This window comes from Psychrobacter sp. bablab_jr014 (genome assembly GCF_016464015.1).
Taxonomy (GTDB): domain Bacteria; phylum Pseudomonadota; class Gammaproteobacteria; order Pseudomonadales; family Moraxellaceae; genus Psychrobacter.
On the sequence record NZ_JACDXT010000014.1, the window covers coordinates 20,536 to 39,221 of the forward strand.

An 18,686-nucleotide genomic window follows, 5' to 3' on the forward strand; every position below is an offset into this window, starting at 1 on the left:
TAGCTTTGGGCGATATTGATAGGTTATAAAGCACAGATTGTCGTATTCCTGTGCCACCTTACCATTGACCGTTTATAGCGCGGCGTATCTGACGTATAATACGCCCTACTTGCGCGCCCACCGCCGAGCGATACGACGTTTACTTCGGGGCGCCTTTATATTTTATCAATAGGATGACGCTATGTTTGCGATTGCAGCCAGCACCATTACCGATTGGGGGCTTTACATTTTATTGCCCATTTTTATTACCTTTTTGTTTTTTATTATGTGGGATATCTCTAAGCAGTCTGAAGCAGGACGCGCAGGCACGTTTTGGATTTTCTTAGCCTTGGGCGCAGGCTCGGTCGGCTTTTTATTAAAACTGCTGCTTGAAGTGGTATTTGAACATTGGGTGTTGTAAAAAACTCCCCAATGCTCTGTTGTTTATATTCAATATTTCGCACTTTTTTATAACTTAAGCGCGTTTTGCAATTAAGGTTGCCCGCATGGGCGCAGGATAGCCCTCAACGGTTTTGGTCGGATCATTGGGATCTAAGAAGTCTGTCAACGAATGGTAAGTCATCCACTCGGTCTGTCTTTGCTCCTCAGTGGAGGTGACCGCAACGTCCACGCAGCGCACATCTGAAAAACCGACTTTTTCTAGCCAGCCTGTCAATGCGGCGACTGATGGCAAAAAATACACATTGTTCATCTGCGCATAGCGATCATGGGGCACCAATACCGTATTGGCATCGCCTTCGACCACCAAAGTTTCGAGTACCAGCTCGCCACCTTTGACCAGTTGCCCTTTGAGCTGCTGCAAATGCTCAAACGGCGAAGCGCGGTGATACAGCACGCCCATGCTAAACACGGTATCAAACAACTGACTGTGCTCAGGCAAAGCTTCAAGCGGCACAGGAATATAATGTGTGCGGTAGCGACCTGTCTCATGCGCATCTGCCGCGCCGACAAAATGACGTATCGCCATAAACTGATGATAAAACAAACAAGACGGGTCAATGATAATCACCGTATCTGCCCCAGCCCCAGCCATGCGCCAGCCGTGATAACCCGAACCGCCGCCCACGTCTAATACACGGCGACCATCTAGCCTGCTCAAATGCGGCGCGACCCGTTGCCACTTCCAATCGCTGCGCCACTCGGTATCGATAGTAATGCCTGACTCATTATCCCCAACCTGAAACGGCCCTTTGCGCCATGGCATGAGTTGTTTTAATAACGCTGTCGTTTGTTTATGCTGAGACGGATTAAGACTTGCATCAACCGTTAATGTATCGCTACTCAGATCGACACGATTGACCGTTAGGTTTGGCAGACGTGCTACCGCCGCTTGATAGGCAGGCGCGTGCGCGTAGTTGGCTTTGTCTTTGATCGCATTTAACCATGTAGGCAGGCGCGTCAGCCATTCATAAGCACTTGGATACTGCTGAGCCAGCTCTAATAGCGTTACATATAATTCGCGTTCTGCGTGCGTAATGGTGTTGTTAAGCATAAAAGCAAGTTACCGTATTGAAAAAAATAGCTTTAACAAAGACAAGCGTTATTTAAACGCCACAATGGACACAAAGTTTAAAAAGCGAAACCATGTGGTATGACGGGCAAAGCCCACCGCCGCCAAGCGCTCATGATGCGCCTCTAGCGTGTCGGTAATCAGTACGTTTTCAAGCGCATTGCGTTTACCGCTAATCTCAAGCTCACTATAGCCATTGGCGCGCTTAAAGTCATAATAGCGCTCAACCAGCCACGCGTCTTGCTGCTCATCAAAATCGTGCGTCTTTTCGGTCAATACCAAGATACCGCCCTCACCAAGTGCGGCATGAATCTTGTCCAATAAGGCGCGGCGGTCATCGGCGGGCAAAAACTGCAAGGTTAAATTTAAAATCACCATATCGCACGGCTCAAGTTGCAACGTGCGAATGTCCGCCGTCATCACCTCAATATCATGTTCAGGGTAATGGGTCTCAAGCAGCGTCTTGGCTTCCTCGGTCATCGCAGGCGACACATCGACCGCTTTGATTTGCAAATCTGTCGGCGCAAACTCGCCTGCTAGCGCCATACTTGCTGCCCCAAGCGAGCAGCCCAAGTCATACACTCGGCTGACGCGGCGACCGTCCGCTGTCTGCTGCTGATAACCACAATGGCGCTTGGCAAAAATCGGCAGCATCGCCAGCACTTGCCCATAGCCTGGCACGCTGCGGCGAATCATATCAGGAAAGCACGCCACCACCTGCTCATCAAACGAAAAGCGCGCCGCCTTATCAAGTGGCGTGGTAAATAAGGTATCGTGCTCGGTCTGCGGGGCAGCTTGCTCAAGCGCTAATGGATTCATAAAAAAGCTCGTATTATCGGACAATATCGGACAGGCGCGCAGCATAAATCGCTACTGATGGTGACAGTCACCACGACCTTTAAAAAAGTATGCCAACCCACAAGTGACCTTGGCGCTTTTGTTTAAAAGTAAGCGCAAACTGTCAGCGTGGCAGGTAGCAAAAGCCTAGTATAACATTACCATTTGTTACTTCGCCCCTCTCCAAGCCCTGATAAGCTAAATATCACTATCTAATCTTTATTGTCTGCTTTGATTTACCAATGCAGCGTCCCAATATAATAAAAATGACGTTAAAGTCGGCACGATCCATAAGACGAACGCGAAAGACAATATACACAACAACATAGGACAGATTATGCAAAGTATTATTTTAGGCGGTGGCTGCTTTTGGTGCACCGAATCGGTATTTTTATCGGTAAAAGGTGTCAACGGCGTGACTTCTGGCTATATGGGCGGCGATGCGGCGACGGCCAACTATCAAGCGGTTTGCGGTGGTGACACAGGTCACATTGAAGTCATTAAAGTGGATTTTGATGAATCAGTTGTGCCGTTAGAAGTGATTCTTGATATTTTCTTTGCCACGCACGACCCCACGACCAAAGACCGTCAAGGCAATGATGTCGGTAGCCAATACCGCAGTGTGGTGTTCTATACCGACGAAGCGCAAAAGCCAACGGTTGACCGTACCATTAACAAGCTACGCGATATGGGCGTTGATGTGGTGACTGAAGTGCACCCTGCTGAAACCTTTCATTTGGCAGAAGATTATCATCAAGACTTCTTTAACAAAAACCCAGGCCAAGCCTACTGCAACTTTGCGATTCCGCCCAAGCTTGCCAAGCTGCGTAAGGAATTTAGCAAATATATGGTGAGTTAAGCCATTATTGATGCAAATTGCGAAAAAGTATTGACCTTCAATTTGCCCTGCCGTTGTGTTTAGTAGTCACAGCAGCAGGGTTTTTTTATACTTTGAATTCGCTTTACGTTATAGTTAAGCCAAAATAAAAATGATATAGCGTTAAAAACACACTCGATTAAAGGCTATTTTCCTTGCTTGCTGTGACTTCGTCTCCAGAGGCTGCGAAAAATAGCCTTTAATCTCGCTGTACTATTTGTAGATTGACTTGACTATACCAAGCCTACTATTTTTTTTAAAAAACCGTTAAGCCGCTTATCATAAAGATCGTTATCTGTCTGCCATCTCGCACCACGTTTTAATATGGTAACGGCAAGATGGTTATACTTTAAATGTTTGTTGGTTTTCGCTACTCTTTTGTTACTTATCATAATGGTCAGCACTGATGCTGCTTATTGAGCGATTATAGGACATGGTTATGCGTTCACCTTCTTTATTTTCTTTTTCTGCGCTGGGTACAGCGATTGGTTTATTAACCATGAGCAGTGCGTATGCGGCCAGTCCGCCTGCGCCCGACTTATCCAATAGCGAGTTTCAACAGTGTTTAAACGGACTTAAAAACAGCAGTCAATTTAACGGCGTGTCAAACAGCACCTTTGAGCGCTATCGCCCAAGCGCGCCTGACCCCAGCGTGATTCAATCACTCAACTATCAGCCCGAATTTCGTAAAGACATTTGGGACTATCTGTCTTCACTCGTGGATAAAGAGCGCGTCGAAGACGGTATCCGTGCCAAGCACCAATGGGCGGACACGCTGCGCCGTATCGAATCGCGCTATGGCGTAAAAAGTGAGCACGTTCTTGGCGTATGGGGCGTGGAGTCAAACTTTGGACAGACACTCGGTAAAAAGCCGTTGTTCGAGTCACTCGCGACCTTGTCTTGTTTTGACCGCCGCCAAAGCTACTTTCGCGGTGAGTATGCCAATGCATTAAAAATCGTGCAAAACGGCGATATCAACCCAAGCGATATGACAGGCTCATGGGCGGGTGCATTTGGGCAAACGCAGTTTATGCCGAGTACCTTTTTAGAGTTGGCAGTCGACTTTGATGGCGATGGTCGCCGCGACTTGGTGAACAGTGTGCCTGACGCGCTCGCCTCGACCGCCAATTTCTTATCAAAACGTGGCTATCGCACAGGCGAGCCATGGGGCTATGAAGTGCGCCTGCCAGATGGCTACTGGGCAACCTCAAACCGTAAAAACAAAAAGTCGATGGACTACTGGCGTCAGCAAGGCTTAACGCTTGCCGATGGTCGCCCACTGCCGTATGACTTGAGCAGTGCAGGGTTATTATTGCCCGCAGGAAAAGAAGGTCCTGCCTTCTTGGTCGGCAAAAACTTCGATACCTTCTACTCTTATAACGCCTCAGAGAGCTATGCGTTGGCGATTGCCCATTTATCGAGCTTGGTTGAAAAAGAAGACAGCAGCAAGACCGATTTTATCACTGCTTGGCCGACCGATGACCCTGGTATCAGCCGTCAGCAAGCCAAAGACATTCAGCAAGCACTGCTTGATGCAGGCTACGATATCGGCGGCGTCGATGGCATCATCGGTGACAACACGCGTACCGCCATCCAGCAGTATCAGACCAGTCGCGGCGTCTTCCCTGCTGATGGACGCGCAGGGCAAAAGTTTTATCGCTTAATCGTGGGTGACGCGCCAAGTCGCAACACCAATAGCAGCGGCTACAATACGCCAGCGCGCAGTGGCAACGACAGCATGGGGCAGTTGATTCAGCAGCAAAACACGCAAACGACCATAACGCCAAGCTACAGTCAAAATAGCTACAGTCAGAACGGCTATAGCCAAAGGAGCAGTAATCAAAATAGCAGTAACCAAAATACTTATAGCCAAAACAGCTATAGCAATCAGCCAACCAGCCAGCCGCGCTATCGCCGCACGATGGACGCAGACGGGGTAATTCGCTTGGTACGTATTGATGATGGTGAGCAATAAACCGCGTTATTATTACCTATATCCTTAGAAACTGAACATAAAAAAAGGTCATACGCGATGTATGACCTTTTTTGTTACTTCATTCTTATGGCTACTTTGATATAAAAAATAGCGATAAGGCATTATACAAATGGTGGTGGGTTTGGTTTGCCTGTATCACCTGTCCAATCTTCACGCGCTTTTTCATCAAGGTCTTGGGCGGTTTTTGGTTCCCATTTGCCGTTTTCTAGCCATGTTTTATCGCCCCAATCCTCTTTGGCTTTCTCTTCGTCCCAGTCGCGATAGGCTTTGCTTGGGTCGATCCCACGGCGCTTCATGTCCGCCACTTGTTCTTCTAGGGTATGAAACTGGTCGGCATCATGCATGGCTTTTGATAGCTCATCAATTTCTTTGTTGAGGTCATCATGTTTTGGATTGCTCATTATTATCTCCTTAATCTTACGCTGTATTTTGGGCAATAGATAAGCCTATTATTACCGCCAAGGGCGCGCGACAGACGCTATTGCTATGCATTATTTTTATAATATTAGATATGAATACCATTTTATTATTTGATGTTTTAAAAAAATGCACAAGGGCGTGCGCGTAGGTTTTATATTACAAAACGTAGCAGCACATTGGTCAGAGAACAGCAGATGTGCTATAGCAAAAGATTAACGTGAGCGTAAGGTCAGTGCGCTATGCGCTTCTTGGGCTTTGATATCCTTGTATTGCTGCTTAGCGTAATAAGTGACTTTCCACAGCTCTTTACTAATACGACTGTTTAAAGGCGCTGTCAGTTCAATCCAGTTGGCCTTAATCAAGCAATGCTGCAATTTAAGCAGGTCTTCTTGAGTGATTTGACAACGAGCAACCGCATGAACATTCGGCATGACTTTTTTGATATCGATGTCAGCCTTTGGCGCAATCAAATTGTTGATACAGTTTTGTAGGCCATATTTAGAAAAGGCTGAGGGAATGTGTACCAGTGCGACTAGAATCTCACGCCATGTAAAATCTACCTTCATATGGACATCAGATAGGTTGCCGCCTTCGTAAGCTTGCGCGGTATATTCGACAATAAAGGTGTCATTTAAACCCAAACTGTCAGTAAGGCTATCGACAGAGGCATCAATGCGTCGGTCTTTATTGTATGTATTACTGACGATGCTGTTATAGCGAGCGTCTTGAGACGGATGATTTGATGTGTCTGTTTCGGCAGTTGTGGGTTCAGCGCCCTGTCGCCAACCAAGTGCAGGGTGTTTTTCGACCATGTTGTCATAGGCGTAGCTGAGCAGTTCATTCATGTCTGTCGCGCCATCATAATAGTAGACACGATTGGCTTGCTGCTCGACCAAGCGCATAAAATCTTGTAACTGACGGCTGATGTCCAAATCACTACTTTGCGTTTTAACCAGTACCATCATAGGCTTCATTTTTGCCTTTGCACTTAGATAGCTCAAGTGCATTTGACTGACGCCAATTTTGTGTGTCATACCATAGCTGTCACCAATGATAACTAAGGTATAATCGCACGTATCAATACATTGGCGGCTGTAGAGCGTCGCGGTCGGAATTTGACTGGACACATCGTAAGTCAAGAATGCACGTGTTTGAAAAAATATAGCAATCTCTTCTAGCAGGTGCAGTTGATCATTAGCCGCACATATAACGTGGATATGATAGCGATGCATAGACACACAGACCTCAGCGAATAATAAAAACGTTCAAATAGAGCACAGATATTTTATAGTCGACACAATAGGCTTGCATAGTAGCAAGTTGCCCGATGGCTTTCACCTAAAATTTACGCAAAATAACCCTATTAAAAGTGTGGTATTAAAACACAAATATACCGTAATGACACGCTAAATTATGCCTTCAACTGACTTATAGTGTGTACCAAAACATCATCGCCCAGCAAGCGTTTGACCACTTGTAACACCCTTGTATCGCATTTACTGGCATAGAACTGTAATGGGGGTTTAGACAAGACCGAACCTGCTGAAACCGCCAGCAATCCACGCATACTTAACAAATGCTGTACACGAGCTGCAATGGCTTGACCTGAATCTAAAACACGAATGTTTAAACGCTGAGCGGCAATTTCTTCTTGTAAAAACGCACTAAAAAAGGGGTAATGCGTGCACCCTAATACTAAATAATCGATACCGTCTCTGGCAAAGATACTAAGCTGATTGCGCAGACGTACAGCCGTCGGGTCATCTTCAGGCATACCCGCCTCAACCCACGGTACCAAATCTGGGTCAAAATATTTAACCACTTCAGCACCACTCGGTACGGCCACATCGTTAATAACGGTGTTAAGTAAGCTACCATTCAGGGTTGCTTTAGTCGCTAGTACCGCCATACGTTTGGTCTGACTCGCCAGCACAGCAGGCTTGAGCGCTGGCACAAGACCAACAATGGGCACATCAGGATAGCGCATCCGCGCCGCAGTGAGCGCATAAGCTGAGGCACTGTTACACGCCATCACTATCAGCTTACAGCCATGTTGGTACAGCCAATCAACGGCACGTAGCGTCAAAGCCTCAATCTCACTGCTGTCACGGTTGCCGTAAGGCACGTGTAAGGTATCCGCATAATACATATAGCGCTCGTATGGCAAAGCATTTGCCAAATGCTGATAAACCGACAATCCACCAACGCCTGAGTCAAACAGCCCTATCGGAGAGTGCATACTGAGCCGCGGTGTAGGTACAATATCTGCACATACACTATCTAAGCCAGTATCGTTACGCTCAAGGTTCGGTAATGCCATCCATCACACTCGTTTGTTCATATAGGTACGTACGCCAGTTGCTATCAGCGCTGTGTTTTAAAAAGTGACTATCAAAAAGTGACTATCTTAGCACTTTTTTAACAGGGTTTTTAGCGGGGCGGTAGTACGATTCAGTATCTCTTCTTTTAAAAAATGGCCAATAATCAAGATACTGGAGTATTTAGCGCCTCATTGGGCATGCTTATCTCGTAACGCGCACCCCCACTGTCTAACAATAAAACCGTTTGCCCGTCGCGTTCAATCAGGTCGCCAAGCGCAATCAGATGATAAAACACCGAGCGCGCAATTAGGGCATCAAGGGCTGAGCGCACACGGATATAAGGACGCACCTCGCCATCATCACGCGCGCGCAACGTCAAAGGGTGCGCGTCATCTAACCGAAATACGTCTTCTGTACTGCTGGTAAATTCTAGCCACTGTATCCCATCTTCTATCACGACGCCCACATCATTGATGAGCAAAGGCGCATCTTCAACGGAAATATACAGCTTTTGTACAGGTGTTTTTAGATAATAGACTGACTCACCAGATTCATTCGTTTCTGTACCTAAGATGGTTGCAAACAAACTGACTAAGGCCGGACGCTGGATTTTTCGTCCTTCATGCCACCATTCGCCATTGGCTCTGATGCACATATCCATAGTGGCAACCGACTTAGGATGCCATTGATCAAGAGGCGGTATACGGCGGCTGTTCTCTGCATTACTTGGGGTTAGATAAGCACTAAGTGCGTCCAAGTCAGGGGCTTGTTGGTTTGCTTTTGGAGTTGATGCCGTCATGGCGATTTTCCTTATCGTTGTAGGTATGTTGTCTTTGGCGCAGATAACGTGACTTTACAGGCATTTGGGATGACTATTGATTTTAGTTTGGGTTATGATAAAGCGTATCGCGCGTGACTTGTTGGATGTAAACCACCTTAACACCATGATGGCGTAATGCGTATCGTGTTTGTAGCAGGTTTCTTTTATAATAAGTAAGCACACAATACCAACGACCATAGTAATACTGTCTTTTGAGTCACCGATTGTGGTTCGTTTTATCAATCAAAAGCCGCTAATATGAAGCTGCGTGCATGTCTATAGGCATCATGGCACGCACATATGCTTTGCACCGTATCATTTGTACACTATAGACAGTACTAGTAAATACCCTATTGACACTGGATGTTATCAAAGGGCATGGTCAGCGCACAGAAGCCATTAACCGTTTAGGAGTAGCTATGCAAGAGCAAGACAAGCCAATGTATGCCACAGATTCAGACACCGCTCACACAGACGCGCCCACTGAAATACAGCCTGCCGTTGCCGAGCCTGAAATCGAGCGCGAGTCTATGGAGTTTGATGTGGTGATTGTCGGTGGTGGCCCTGCTGGTCTATCTGCCGCCATTCGCTTGCGTCAGTTGGCCATCGAAGCGGGCAACGAAGAATTTATGGTCTGTGTGGTCGAAAAAGGCTCTGAATTTGGGGCGCACACCTTATCAGGTGCGGTGATTGAGACCCGCGCCCTAGACGAGCTGATTCCTGACTGGAAAGAAAAAGGCGCACCGCTCAACGTCCCTGTGACCGAAGACCGCGTGTATATGCTCAAATCCGCGACCAAAGCGATGCAGCTGCCAGATGCTATTGTGCCAAGCACACTGCACAATGACGGCAACTATATCGTATCGCTTGGTAATGTGGTGCGTTGGCTGGCGCAGCAAGCCGAAGAGCTAGAGGTCATGATGTTCCCAGGCTTCCCTGCCTCTGACATTTTGTATAACGATGACGGTTCGGTAAAAGGCATTTTAACGGGCGATATGGGCGTGGCAGCAGACGGCAGTGAAAAGCCAAGCTTTGAGCCAGGTTATGAGCTGCTTGCCAAATACACCATCTTTGCTGAAGGCTGCCGTGGACATTTGGGTAAGCGCCTAATCAGCCGCTTTAGCCTTGATCAAGGTCGCGACCCGCAGCATTATGCCATCGGCCTAAAAGAGCTGTGGGAAGTGCCTGACAACCAACACGAACAAGGCGTGGTGATGCACGGCTCAGGTTGGCCGCTCAGCGACACGGGCACCTCAGGCGGCTGGTGGTTGTATTTTGATGAAAACAACCAAGTCAGCTTTGGTATCGTCATCGACTTGTCGTACTCAAACCCCTATATGTCACCCTTTGACGAGCTACAACGCTTAAAACTACACCCTGTCATTCGTAGCGTATTAGAAGGCGGCAAGCGCATTTCTTATGGCGCGCGTGCCTTGGTGAAAGGCGGCCTGAACTCTTTGCCCAAGCTGTCGTTCCCAGGTGGGGTGTTGGTCGGTGACAATGCAGGCTTCTTAAACCCTGCCAAAATCAAAGGCACGCACACCTCTATCAAATCAGGCATGCTGGCTGCCGAAGCAGTATTTGAAGCGCTAGCAGAAGGCCGTGAGCATGATGATGTGATTAATTACGCCACCATGTACAAAAAATCATGGCTCTATGAAGACAACTATGCAGCACGTAACTTTGCCCCTGCCATGCACCGTATGGGCAAATGGATGGGCGGCGCGTTCAACTTCGTTGAGCACAACCTATTAGGCGGCAAGATGCCGCTGACCATTCATGATACCCTACGTGATTACGACCAGCTAGAGCGCGCAGCACACGCCTATCAGCCAAGCTATCCAAAAGCCGACGGTAAACTGACCTTTGATAAGCTGTCTTCGGTGTTTATCTCAAACACCAACCACGCCGAAGACCAGCCTGTGCATCTTAAATTGACGGATGCAACCGTACCTGTGTCTATCAACTTGCCGCTATATGCTGAGCCTGCGCGTTTGTACTGCCCTGCTGGCGTTTACGAAGTGGTCAATAATGCTGAAGGCGCTAAGTTTGTTATCAATGCCCAAAACTGCGTGCATTGCAAAACTTGTGATATCAAAGATCCCTCACAAAATATCACATGGGTGACGCCAGAAGGCGGCGGCGGTCCAAACTACCCCAATATGTAAAGCTGTTTTTATAATAAGTACAAAAAAATCGCGCTACAAATAGCGCGATTTTTTATTAATTGTCTTTAAATGACTGCTAAAGATAAATGATCTATATGAATCCGTACGTTTAGGGCTGATACTGCTGCCACACCAAAACTAAAATAGCGGCAGCCACCAACCAGCCCACCATACCTAACAGTAGTGACTTATACAATCCCATATGGCTGAATGTAAAAAAAACCAAAACCGTATATATAAGATGAGGTATGACACCCAACATACTAAACACTAAAGCGATTTTAAAGTTAGCAACGCTGCGCTGTGTACCAATCAAAAAATGGCTAATCAACGTAAAGGTTGGAAACAAAGGTGCTAGTGCAGCTAAATAAAAAAAGCGCGTTTGGGTAAACAGTTGAATAACCAATACCACCAGTGCACCTATGAGCATTTTTAACCAAATCATGATAGATAAATCCCTTATCCTCTTAAAAACTTACTCATCGTTATTCTTTGTCAAAAGAATATAGAAAACTTATTTTAGAATGTGTCATCTTTTGGGCAGCGGTGCTTCAAACAGCTAAAGGAGCTAATTGGCAACATACCTTAATCTTAAAAAAGAAAGCATCAAGCCCCTTAGTCATCAAGCACCCTAAAGACACACGCTAATATGTTAGTCCGTCCACGCATCGCGGTTGGCTTCGTCTTTAAGCTTTTTAAATTGATTGGGATCAAATTTGATTTTGTCTGCCGCCTTCCCTTCTTTAAGCTGGCGCTCATAATCGCGCAATATGCGTAGTGCCACAGGCGACAGAATAATAATGGCAATCAAGTTGACCAGCGCCATGAGACCCATCGACAAGTCCGCAAAGTTCCAAATCGCAGGTAAGCTTGCGACAGAACCGACAAAGACCATAGCGAGTACCAAAAAGCGGAACACCATAATCATGACTTTGGCGTTTTTCTCACCTGAGATAAATTCAAGGTTAGACTCACCATAGCTGTAGTTGGCAATGATTGAGGTGAATGAGAAAAAGAAAATCGCAATCGCTACAAAGGTAATGCCCAAACTGCCCACATATTGTGACAATGCTTGTTGCGTAAGCTGAATACCTGTCTGCTCTGACGCAGGATCAACCACACCTGATAGAATAATAATGGACGCCGTTGCGGTACAAATGACCAACGTATCAATAAATACGCCGAGCATCTGCATAAAGCCCTGTACCGCAGGATGATCAGGATGGCTTTTTGCGGTGGCGGCGGCGTTTGGTGCAGAGCCCATACCCGCTTCGTTGGAAAACAAGCCACGTTTGATACCATTGATCATTGCTTGAGCAATACCGTAACCCAGTACGCCACCTGCCGCTTGCTCAAAGCCAAAGGCCGATTTTACGATATGAGCGACGGCTGCTGGAAATTGGCTAAAGTTGGTAACGATAATAAACAGCGCCAGCAAGACATATAAAATAGCCATCACAGGGACAATTTTACCCGCAATACGCGCCACCGAGCGCAGACCACCGAACACCACGGGTGCCACCAATACAACCAAGGCCAAGCCCGTTGCCCATGTTGGCACACCAAACGCTTCGTGCGTCGCTTGGGCGATGGTGTTTGACTGCACACCATTAAAAGCCAAGCCAAAGGCGATTAGCAAACAAATTGAAAAGAAAATCGCCAGCGCACGGCTGCCCAGACCTTTTTCAATATAATACGCAGGGCCGCCACGATAGACATTATCTGTGTGCGGTACTTTGTAGGCCTGCGCCAGTGTTGATTCAATAAAGCTCGTTGACATACCGACAATGGCGGTAATCCACATCCAAAATACCGCGCCTGGCCCGCCCAAATAGATGGCAATAGCCACGCCTGCCAAGTTGCCTGTACCGACACGTGCAGCAAGAGAGGTCATCAGTGCCTCAAAAGAGCTGATACCGCCATCTTTACGACCCTGATTGGAGACGCGCAGAAGTTTCCACATGTGCCCAAAATGACGAAACTGAATAAAACGAGTCGCCACGGTGAAGTAAAGTCCTGTGCCAATTAAGGTAAACATCAATAGACCGTACCAAGGGTTGCTGGCAATAATCCAATCATTATTTCCCCAAATAACACCAACCCCAAAATTTACCAACTCGTTAAACCACTGTGATAGTTCTTGACCCATATATTTACCTTATGTGATATTTGATGTTTGGCAACGCGTGTATTGTGCCTCCATGCAATCACACACTGCATCATAACGATGCTGTCTCACAGGGTCGATAGGCATAAAAGGGTGCTTGACACTCATATGCATATCAACCTACCTAGACCTGTCGCAACTCGCGCTGCGCTGGCGATATTCTAACCGAACATGGCGCATTTGGCTCTTGGACTTTTTGCTTATTCACTATTTTTTTTTGCAAAACCACCTTATCGAGACTGTTTTTAATGGTCATTATGTGTCATGGTAGACAGGGACCATCAAAATCATTAACCACTTTTGTATATCATTTTTTATAAAAATACCGAATATCAAAGAATACAACTACAATAAGTAAAACATTGTCTGTATACATAATAATGATAATAACGTCTTATCTGCTTTTCTTTATTTAGATAAATGCGTGTCTCAATGACATAAATGAGATGCTTTATGACTCAACATAAATGATATGGATATAGATAAGACAGCGTATAATCGTACTTTCTTGACTTAAGCGAATACTTTTATACTTTCGAGCGTTACCTTAGTACACATGGAATGTGTTTAGTAGTACGTGACCCTTGGTTAAATATTGTGCACCCATGTGTACTTGTCAGTCACTCTGCTTTTTCATAAGACAAAAGGAGTTTGTCGTATGCAAAATGAAAACGATCCATCAGGCTATTGGCGCGCCAATGTGCGTCTTATCCTTATTTGCTTGGTCTTTTGGGCACTCTGCTCATATGGCTGTGCGATTCTTTTACGTCCTCTACTCTCAGGTATTGCCATCGGCGGTACTGATCTTGGCTTTTGGTTTGCTCAACAAGGCTCTATTGCATCGTTCATTATTCTTACCTTCTTTTACGCATGGCGTATGAATAAGCTCGATAAGCAATATGGCGTAGACGAGGAGTGATACCATGAGTCAGTTTGTAATTAATCTTATTTTTGTAGGCTTGTCTTTTGCGCTGTATTTTGGTATTGCCATTTGGGCGCGTGCAGGCTCTACCAGTGATTTTTATGTCGCAGGCGGCGGCGTTCATCCTGTATTAAACGGGATGGCAACGGGCGCGGACTGGATGAGTGCCGCGTCATTCATCTCGATGGCAGGTTTGTTGGCTGCGGGCGGCTACGGCGCGTCCTCTTATTTAATGGGCTGGACAGGCGGCTACGTCTTACTTGCCATGCTGCTTGCCCCTTACTTACGCAAATTTGGTAAATTCACCGTACCTGATTTTATCGGCGATCGTTTTTATTCTAAGACGGCGGCGATGGTCGCGGTGGCGTGCTTGATTATCGCGTCGACCACGTATGTTATTGGTCAGATGACAGGGGCTGGGGTTGCCTTCTCGCGCTTTTTGGAAGTGGAGAGCAATACTGGTCTGATTATTGCCGCATTTGTGGTATTTTTCTACGCCGTTCTTGGCGGTATGAAAGGGATTACTTATACACAGGTGGCGCAGTATGTGGTACTGATTGTCGCTTATACCATTCCTGCCGTGTTCATTTCTCTTGAGCTAACAGGCAATCCGATTCCAGGTTTGGGCTTGTTCTCAACCCATACCGAATCAGGCTTACCGCTATTGACCAAGCTTGATCAGGTCGTTACCGATTTGGGCTTTGCTTCTTATACTGCCGATGTACCTAACAAGCTCAACATGGTGCTGTTTACCCTCTCATTGATGGTCGGTACGGCAGGTCTACCGCACGTTATCATTCGCTTTTTCACCGTCCCAAAAGTTGCCGATGCACGCTGGTCAGCAGGTTGGGCCTTGGTATTTATTGCCTTGCTGTACTTCACTGCCCCTGCTGTTGGTGCAATGGCGCGTCTAAACTTGATTGACACCATTTATCCTCAAGGCGTCTCTGAACCTGCGATTGAATATTCTCAGCGTCCTGACTGGATTAAGACGTGGGAGCAAACAGGTCTGATTAAGTATAACGACTTAAATGGCGATGGCCGCATTCAGATGTATAATGACAGCGGCTTAGGCGCAGCAGAGCTGGCTTTGACCAATGCTGAGACAGAAGGTGGTGACGTTGGCGCAGCGACGACAGCAGTTGAAACAGCTCGCGCCGCACACGACTTGGAAAATGATGGCCGTTTTGCCGATGCAGGCTGGGCGGGTAACGAGCTGGATGTCAACAACGACATCTTAGTACTGGCTAACCCTGAGATTGCACAGCTACCACCATGGGTCATTGGTCTGATTGCGGCAGGCGGCTTGGCTGCTGCCCTATCGACAGCTGCGGGTCTGCTGCTTGCCATTTCATCTGCCATCAGTCATGATTTGATTAAAGGTCATTTTAATCCAAATATTTCTGACAAAGGCGAGCTGATGGCGGCGCGTATCTCAATGGGTGTGGCGATTGTTATCGCAACCTATCTAGGTATGAATCCACCTGGATTTGCCGCACAGGTTGTAGCGCTGGCATTTGGTATCGCAGGGGCGTCACTGTTCCCAGCATTGATGATGGGTATTTTCTCAAAACGCGTGAATAACGTTGGTGCGATTGCAGGTATGCTAACAGGTCTGTTGACCACACTCGTCTATATCTTTATGTATAAAGGCTGGTTCTTTATTGCGGGTACTGCAAACCTACCAGACACTGCTGAGCACTGGATGTTTGGCATCTCACCCTTATCTTTTGGTGCGATTGGGGCACTCTTGAACTTCATTGTGGCGTTTGCAGTTTCTGCTATGACGAAAGCCCCACCAACAGAGATTCAAGATTTGGTTGAAAGTGTGCGCTACCCTCGTGGTGCAGGCGGCGCGATTGATCATTAAGTCGTATTAGCAAGATTGGTTATGGATATCACTCATGAGTCACAGCCACTTGTGAGTGATTTTTTCTCTCTATTGTTTACTCATCATGGACGATGCGGTTATAACAACCGACGAGACAAGGAATGGTTATTATGATTTATGAATTTATTGCCACGATTGCGGCAGGTTTTGGTCTTGCGGGACTTGCCCTTATTATCACGCATTTGAGTAAATTGGCAGGTTTACGTGCGCCCAAATGGTTAATTCCCTTATTTGCAGCTGTGGGTATTTTTGCTTTTCAAATCCATCAAGAATACAGCTGGTACGACCAGCAAGCCGCGCAGCTACCACAAGGCGTAACCGTGATTAAAACGGTTGAGGACAGCACATGGTTCCGTCCATGGTCGTATATTAAGCCGCAGACCGTACGCTTTATGGCAGTTGATAGCCGTCATACAGAAGCAAACGAGACCACACCTGATGTACATTTGGTAAACCTGTATCTGTTTGAACGCCGCATGAGCATTCAGCAGATTCCACAAGTCATCGACTGCCATGCGCCAGCGCGTGCCGATTATATGGCGGCCATCACTCCTGATACCACATTGAATGAGCACGTCAATCAGACGGCGCGTTGGTATCAGCTGACCACCGATGACCCGCTATATCTCAATGTCTGTACTCGTAATACGGCAGGTACTGCCTAACAGCTGTCGCCACTGTTTATCAATAACGGCGTAGCGGTTGGTAATCGTGTTTAGAGCTCGCGCCAAGTATGATGCCTGCAAGCAGCCCACCAAAATGCGCGGCAAAAGAAATACCAGGCTGCGGCATTAACCCTTGTTTAATGGTTAGCCAATAGCCTGTACCCATAATGATACACGCCAATAAGTAGCCCCAGCGTCTGGCGAACAGTGCGCCGCCAATCATAAAACCCAGCATCGCAAAGCACAGTCCAGACGCACCAATATGAATCGACATCGGTGAACCAATCAGCCATGTCATGATGCCTGAAGCGACAATCAGCTTAACCACCGTGCGATACGCATTGTTTTCAAACAAGCCAAACAAAAATAAAATTTGTAATAAAACCAGCGTATTACCCATCAGATGCGCAAAGTTACCATGCATCGTCCAGGATGCAAAAATACCTACGATACTACGTAAATCCAGTACACGCGGTGCAATACCAAACACATGCCATAAGCCAAACAGCAGCACTTTGTTTAGGACAAACATCACCCACATCGGAATCAATACAAACGCATATAACCCAATCACTTGTTGTAATCGGCTCATAGCTAGCGCAGTAATGGATTGTAGCTGCATATGCGTTCCTCTGATAAAACACGATATAAGCAATAGCGATTTATTTAATGGTTATGCACGGCGACGTTTAACCTTGCGATACATCGTCAGTGTTATGCGCAATAATTGGCGACCCTATCATTGATATTGAAGCATCAGTCATAGAGATGGGATTTTTCTGATTGAGCTGCGAAGTAGAATGATACGGCACCAGTGCCGAAGGCACAAAATCGCGGGCAGCATCAATGTGCTTAATCGAATCATCAAAGAAAATATGCGGCGCGAATGTTTTGAGTACCGCTGTCTTATCCAAACCGCCTAAAAAGAACGCCATATCAACATTCACACCCCACTCACGCAGCGTCTTAATCGCGCGCAAATCCGCTGGGGCATTACGCGCAGTTACTAGAGCAATGCTAATCGGGCTGTGCTGCATACGTGCAGGCAGACTTTGTTGTAAATGCGACAACTTAATCAAAAGCTCGGCATACGGTCCTTTTTCAATGGGTAAATCGCGCATTTTTGCTTCTCGTTCATGAAAGGCGCGTAACCCTTGCTGTTTATACAACAGCTCACCTGAGTCGTCGAAGAGCACCGCATCGCCATCAAAAGCAATACGCAGCTGATGTGTATCAAGCGTATAGGTGTTCACAGGTGTCGCATCCAAGATAGCGCAAGCGCAGATATCCGCATCGGTCACCTGCTGAGCATCTTCACGGTTGGTCGTCAAGAACAAATCAACATTGAAATCAGCAATATAAGGCGCAACTGAGCTGCCTGAAATAAACGCAGAGCGAGAGATATTAAGACCATGCTCGCGTATCGCGTTTAAGACCTGAATCCCTGTATCAGGGCTGCTCTTTGAGACAATGACCACTTCAACAAGTGGTGCTTCGGTCTCATAATCGTTTTGAACATACGTATTTAGATGCAGTAACGCCTTAATCAGCGGATAACCTGCGCCTGTCTGCAATGACTCATCTTCACGCGCCGCCATATATTCGCGAAAAGTTTTAATCGCTGTATCAGGAGTATCCTGAAGCAGCTGTAGCAGATAGTTTTCAGATTCGGACAAATCAAACAAAGCCGTCGCTGAGATAGCGACAATTAAAGTATTAGAAAAATCAACAGCCATACCTACTCTACTTTTTATAATCAAATAATAGCCATCATAAACCGACAAGCCTATCCGCAACCAGTAACACTGCGTATCTGGCAATCAAAACTATGGCAAATATCTAAAATAAGAATACATAAGCTAAAGAACAATTAAAAAAAGAGAAGACAAATAAGATAAATAGCTAAAAAATGCAGCATAAAAAAAACCCCCAACACATAAGTGTCGGGGGCTTTTAGGAAAAAGGAGCTGACGATGACCTACTCTCACATGGGCGAACCACACTACCATTGGCGCTACGATGTTTCACTTCTGAGTTCGGGAAGGGATCAGGTGGTTCCATCGTGCTATTGTCGTCAGCAAAGGGGGTTAGA

General features: G+C 46.6%; 17 protein-coding genes and 1 rRNA gene. 7 read left to right on the forward strand and 11 right to left on the reverse strand.

The window, feature by feature from the left end; all coding sequences use genetic code 11:
• Nucleotides 1-181 precede the first annotated feature (181 nt).
• Nucleotides 182-400, forward strand: a complete 219-nt coding sequence (locus JIE71_RS04040) for a DUF2788 domain-containing protein (RefSeq protein ID WP_199507455.1) — start codon at nt 182-184, stop codon at nt 398-400.
• A 54-nt stretch (nt 401-454) separates the two neighbouring features.
• Here JIE71_RS04040 and cmoB read toward each other — a convergent pair whose 3' ends face one another.
• Together cmoB and cmoA are read right to left on the reverse strand one after the other, a co-directional pair.
• Nucleotides 455-1,492 (reverse strand): tRNA 5-methoxyuridine(34)/uridine 5-oxyacetic acid(34) synthase CmoB, encoded by a 1,038-nt coding sequence (gene cmoB / locus JIE71_RS04045; RefSeq protein WP_199507456.1) that lies wholly within the window; start codon nt 1,490-1,492, stop codon nt 455-457.
• 48 nt (nt 1,493-1,540) lie between these two features.
• Nucleotides 1,541-2,329, reverse strand: a complete 789-nt coding sequence (cmoA, locus tag JIE71_RS04050) for a carboxy-S-adenosyl-L-methionine synthase CmoA (RefSeq protein WP_199507457.1) — start codon at nt 2,327-2,329, stop codon at nt 1,541-1,543.
• Nucleotides 2,330-2,684: 355 nt separating this feature from the next.
• Between cmoA and msrA the strand changes: the two genes are divergently transcribed.
• The gene (msrA, locus tag JIE71_RS04055; protein WP_199507458.1) at nt 2,685-3,206 is read left to right on the forward strand and encodes a peptide-methionine (S)-S-oxide reductase MsrA; all 522 of its coding nucleotides are present in this window, start codon (nt 2,685-2,687) and stop codon (nt 3,204-3,206) included.
• Nucleotides 3,207-3,663: 457 nt separating this feature from the next.
• Nucleotides 3,664-5,199 carry a lytic murein transglycosylase gene (locus tag JIE71_RS04060; RefSeq protein WP_199507459.1) on the forward strand — a complete coding sequence of 512 codons (1,536 nt, stop codon included), beginning with the start codon at nt 3,664-3,666 and terminating at the stop codon, nt 5,197-5,199.
• 122 nt (nt 5,200-5,321) lie between these two features.
• On the opposite strand, the gene JIE71_RS04065 is transcribed toward JIE71_RS04060, so the two are convergent.
• From JIE71_RS04065 to JIE71_RS04080, 4 genes are all read right to left on the reverse strand, one after another.
• A complete protein-coding gene (locus tag JIE71_RS04065) occupies nt 5,322-5,621 on the reverse strand; it encodes a hypothetical protein (protein ID WP_199507460.1) in 300 nt (99 codons plus the stop codon).
• A 231-nt stretch (nt 5,622-5,852) separates the two neighbouring features.
• Complete coding sequence (locus JIE71_RS04070) at nt 5,853-6,872, reverse strand: DUF4062 domain-containing protein (RefSeq protein ID WP_199507461.1); 1,020 nt, start codon at nt 6,870-6,872, stop codon at nt 5,853-5,855.
• 179 nt (nt 6,873-7,051) lie between these two features.
• Nucleotides 7,052-7,879 (reverse strand): glutamate racemase, encoded by an 828-nt coding sequence (gene murI / locus JIE71_RS04075; RefSeq protein WP_228284539.1) that lies wholly within the window; start codon nt 7,877-7,879, stop codon nt 7,052-7,054.
• 245 nt (nt 7,880-8,124) lie between these two features.
• A complete protein-coding gene (locus JIE71_RS04080; RefSeq protein ID WP_199507463.1) occupies nt 8,125-8,760 on the reverse strand; it encodes a DUF1285 domain-containing protein in 636 nt (211 codons plus the stop codon).
• A 551-nt stretch (nt 8,761-9,311) separates the two neighbouring features.
• Here JIE71_RS04080 and JIE71_RS04085 point away from each other — a divergent pair.
• On the forward strand, nt 9,312-10,949 hold the full coding sequence (locus JIE71_RS04085) for an electron transfer flavoprotein-ubiquinone oxidoreductase (protein WP_228284540.1): 1,638 nt from the start codon (nt 9,312-9,314) through the stop codon (nt 10,947-10,949).
• A gap of 109 nt (nt 10,950-11,058) precedes the next feature.
• On the opposite strand, the gene JIE71_RS04090 is transcribed toward JIE71_RS04085, so the two are convergent.
• Together JIE71_RS04090 and JIE71_RS04095 are read right to left on the reverse strand one after the other, a co-directional pair.
• On the reverse strand, nt 11,059-11,394 hold the full coding sequence (locus tag JIE71_RS04090) for a GlpM family protein (RefSeq protein WP_199507464.1): 336 nt from the start codon (nt 11,392-11,394) through the stop codon (nt 11,059-11,061).
• A 207-nt stretch (nt 11,395-11,601) separates the two neighbouring features.
• Nucleotides 11,602-13,098 (reverse strand): alanine/glycine:cation symporter family protein, encoded by a 1,497-nt coding sequence (locus tag JIE71_RS04095; RefSeq protein ID WP_199507465.1) that lies wholly within the window; start codon nt 13,096-13,098, stop codon nt 11,602-11,604.
• A gap of 676 nt (nt 13,099-13,774) precedes the next feature.
• Between JIE71_RS04095 and JIE71_RS04100 the strand changes: the two genes are divergently transcribed.
• The 3 genes from JIE71_RS04100 (at nt 13,775) to JIE71_RS04110 (ending at nt 16,594) form a co-directional block, all read left to right on the forward strand.
• Complete coding sequence (locus JIE71_RS04100) at nt 13,775-14,035, forward strand: DUF4212 domain-containing protein (protein ID WP_199507466.1); 261 nt, start codon at nt 13,775-13,777, stop codon at nt 14,033-14,035.
• A 4-nt stretch (nt 14,036-14,039) separates the two neighbouring features.
• Nucleotides 14,040-15,908: a sodium:solute symporter family protein gene (locus tag JIE71_RS04105; RefSeq protein ID WP_199507467.1), complete on the forward strand. Its 1,869-nt coding sequence runs from the start codon at nt 14,040-14,042 to the stop codon at nt 15,906-15,908.
• A 131-nt stretch (nt 15,909-16,039) separates the two neighbouring features.
• Nucleotides 16,040-16,594, forward strand: coding sequence for a hypothetical protein (locus tag JIE71_RS04110; RefSeq protein WP_199507468.1), 555 nt, complete (start codon nt 16,040-16,042; stop codon nt 16,592-16,594).
• Between the two features lie 19 nt (nt 16,595-16,613).
• Here the strand turns inward: JIE71_RS04110 and JIE71_RS04115 are convergent, their stop codons facing one another.
• The 3 genes from JIE71_RS04115 to rrf form a co-directional block, all read right to left on the reverse strand.
• Nucleotides 16,614-17,216, reverse strand: coding sequence for a rhomboid family intramembrane serine protease (locus tag JIE71_RS04115; protein ID WP_199507469.1), 603 nt, complete (start codon nt 17,214-17,216; stop codon nt 16,614-16,616).
• A 67-nt stretch (nt 17,217-17,283) separates the two neighbouring features.
• A complete protein-coding gene (locus JIE71_RS04120) occupies nt 17,284-18,330 on the reverse strand; it encodes a 5'-nucleotidase (RefSeq protein WP_199507470.1) in 1,047 nt (348 codons plus the stop codon).
• 229 nt (nt 18,331-18,559) lie between these two features.
• Nucleotides 18,560-18,673, reverse strand: a 5S ribosomal RNA gene (gene rrf / locus JIE71_RS04125).
• Nucleotides 18,674-18,686 lie beyond the last annotated feature (13 nt).

Coding starts and splice junctions, on each gene's coding strand:
- JIE71_RS04120 (WP_199507470.1), bottom strand. CDS start 18,330: ATGGCTGTTGATTTTTCTAATACTTTAATTGTCGCTATCTCAGCGACG.
- JIE71_RS04060 (WP_199507459.1), top strand. CDS start 3,664: ATGCGTTCACCTTCTTTATTTTCTTTTTCTGCGCTGGGTACAGCGATT.
- JIE71_RS04085 (WP_228284540.1), top strand. CDS start 9,312: ATGGAGTTTGATGTGGTGATTGTCGGTGGTGGCCCTGCTGGTCTATCT.
- cmoB (WP_199507456.1), bottom strand. CDS start 1,492: ATGCTTAACAACACCATTACGCACGCAGAACGCGAATTATATGTAACG.
- JIE71_RS04090 (WP_199507464.1), bottom strand. CDS start 11,394: ATGATTTGGTTAAAAATGCTCATAGGTGCACTGGTGGTATTGGTTATT.
- cmoA (WP_199507457.1), bottom strand. CDS start 2,329: ATGAATCCATTAGCGCTTGAGCAAGCTGCCCCGCAGACCGAGCACGAT.
- msrA (WP_199507458.1), top strand. CDS start 2,685: ATGCAAAGTATTATTTTAGGCGGTGGCTGCTTTTGGTGCACCGAATCG.
- JIE71_RS04095 (WP_199507465.1), bottom strand. CDS start 13,098: ATGGGTCAAGAACTATCACAGTGGTTTAACGAGTTGGTAAATTTTGGG.
- JIE71_RS04110 (WP_199507468.1), top strand. CDS start 16,040: ATGATTTATGAATTTATTGCCACGATTGCGGCAGGTTTTGGTCTTGCG.
- JIE71_RS04065 (WP_199507460.1), bottom strand. CDS start 5,621: ATGAGCAATCCAAAACATGATGACCTCAACAAAGAAATTGATGAGCTA.
- JIE71_RS04100 (WP_199507466.1), top strand. CDS start 13,775: ATGCAAAATGAAAACGATCCATCAGGCTATTGGCGCGCCAATGTGCGT.
- JIE71_RS04080 (WP_199507463.1), bottom strand. CDS start 8,760: ATGACGGCATCAACTCCAAAAGCAAACCAACAAGCCCCTGACTTGGAC.
- JIE71_RS04040 (WP_199507455.1), top strand. CDS start 182: ATGTTTGCGATTGCAGCCAGCACCATTACCGATTGGGGGCTTTACATT.
- JIE71_RS04105 (WP_199507467.1), top strand. CDS start 14,040: ATGAGTCAGTTTGTAATTAATCTTATTTTTGTAGGCTTGTCTTTTGCG.
- JIE71_RS04115 (WP_199507469.1), bottom strand. CDS start 17,216: ATGCAGCTACAATCCATTACTGCGCTAGCTATGAGCCGATTACAACAA.
- murI (WP_228284539.1), bottom strand. CDS start 7,879: ATGCACTCTCCGATAGGGCTGTTTGACTCAGGCGTTGGTGGATTGTCG.
- JIE71_RS04070 (WP_199507461.1), bottom strand. CDS start 6,872: ATGCATCGCTATCATATCCACGTTATATGTGCGGCTAATGATCAACTG.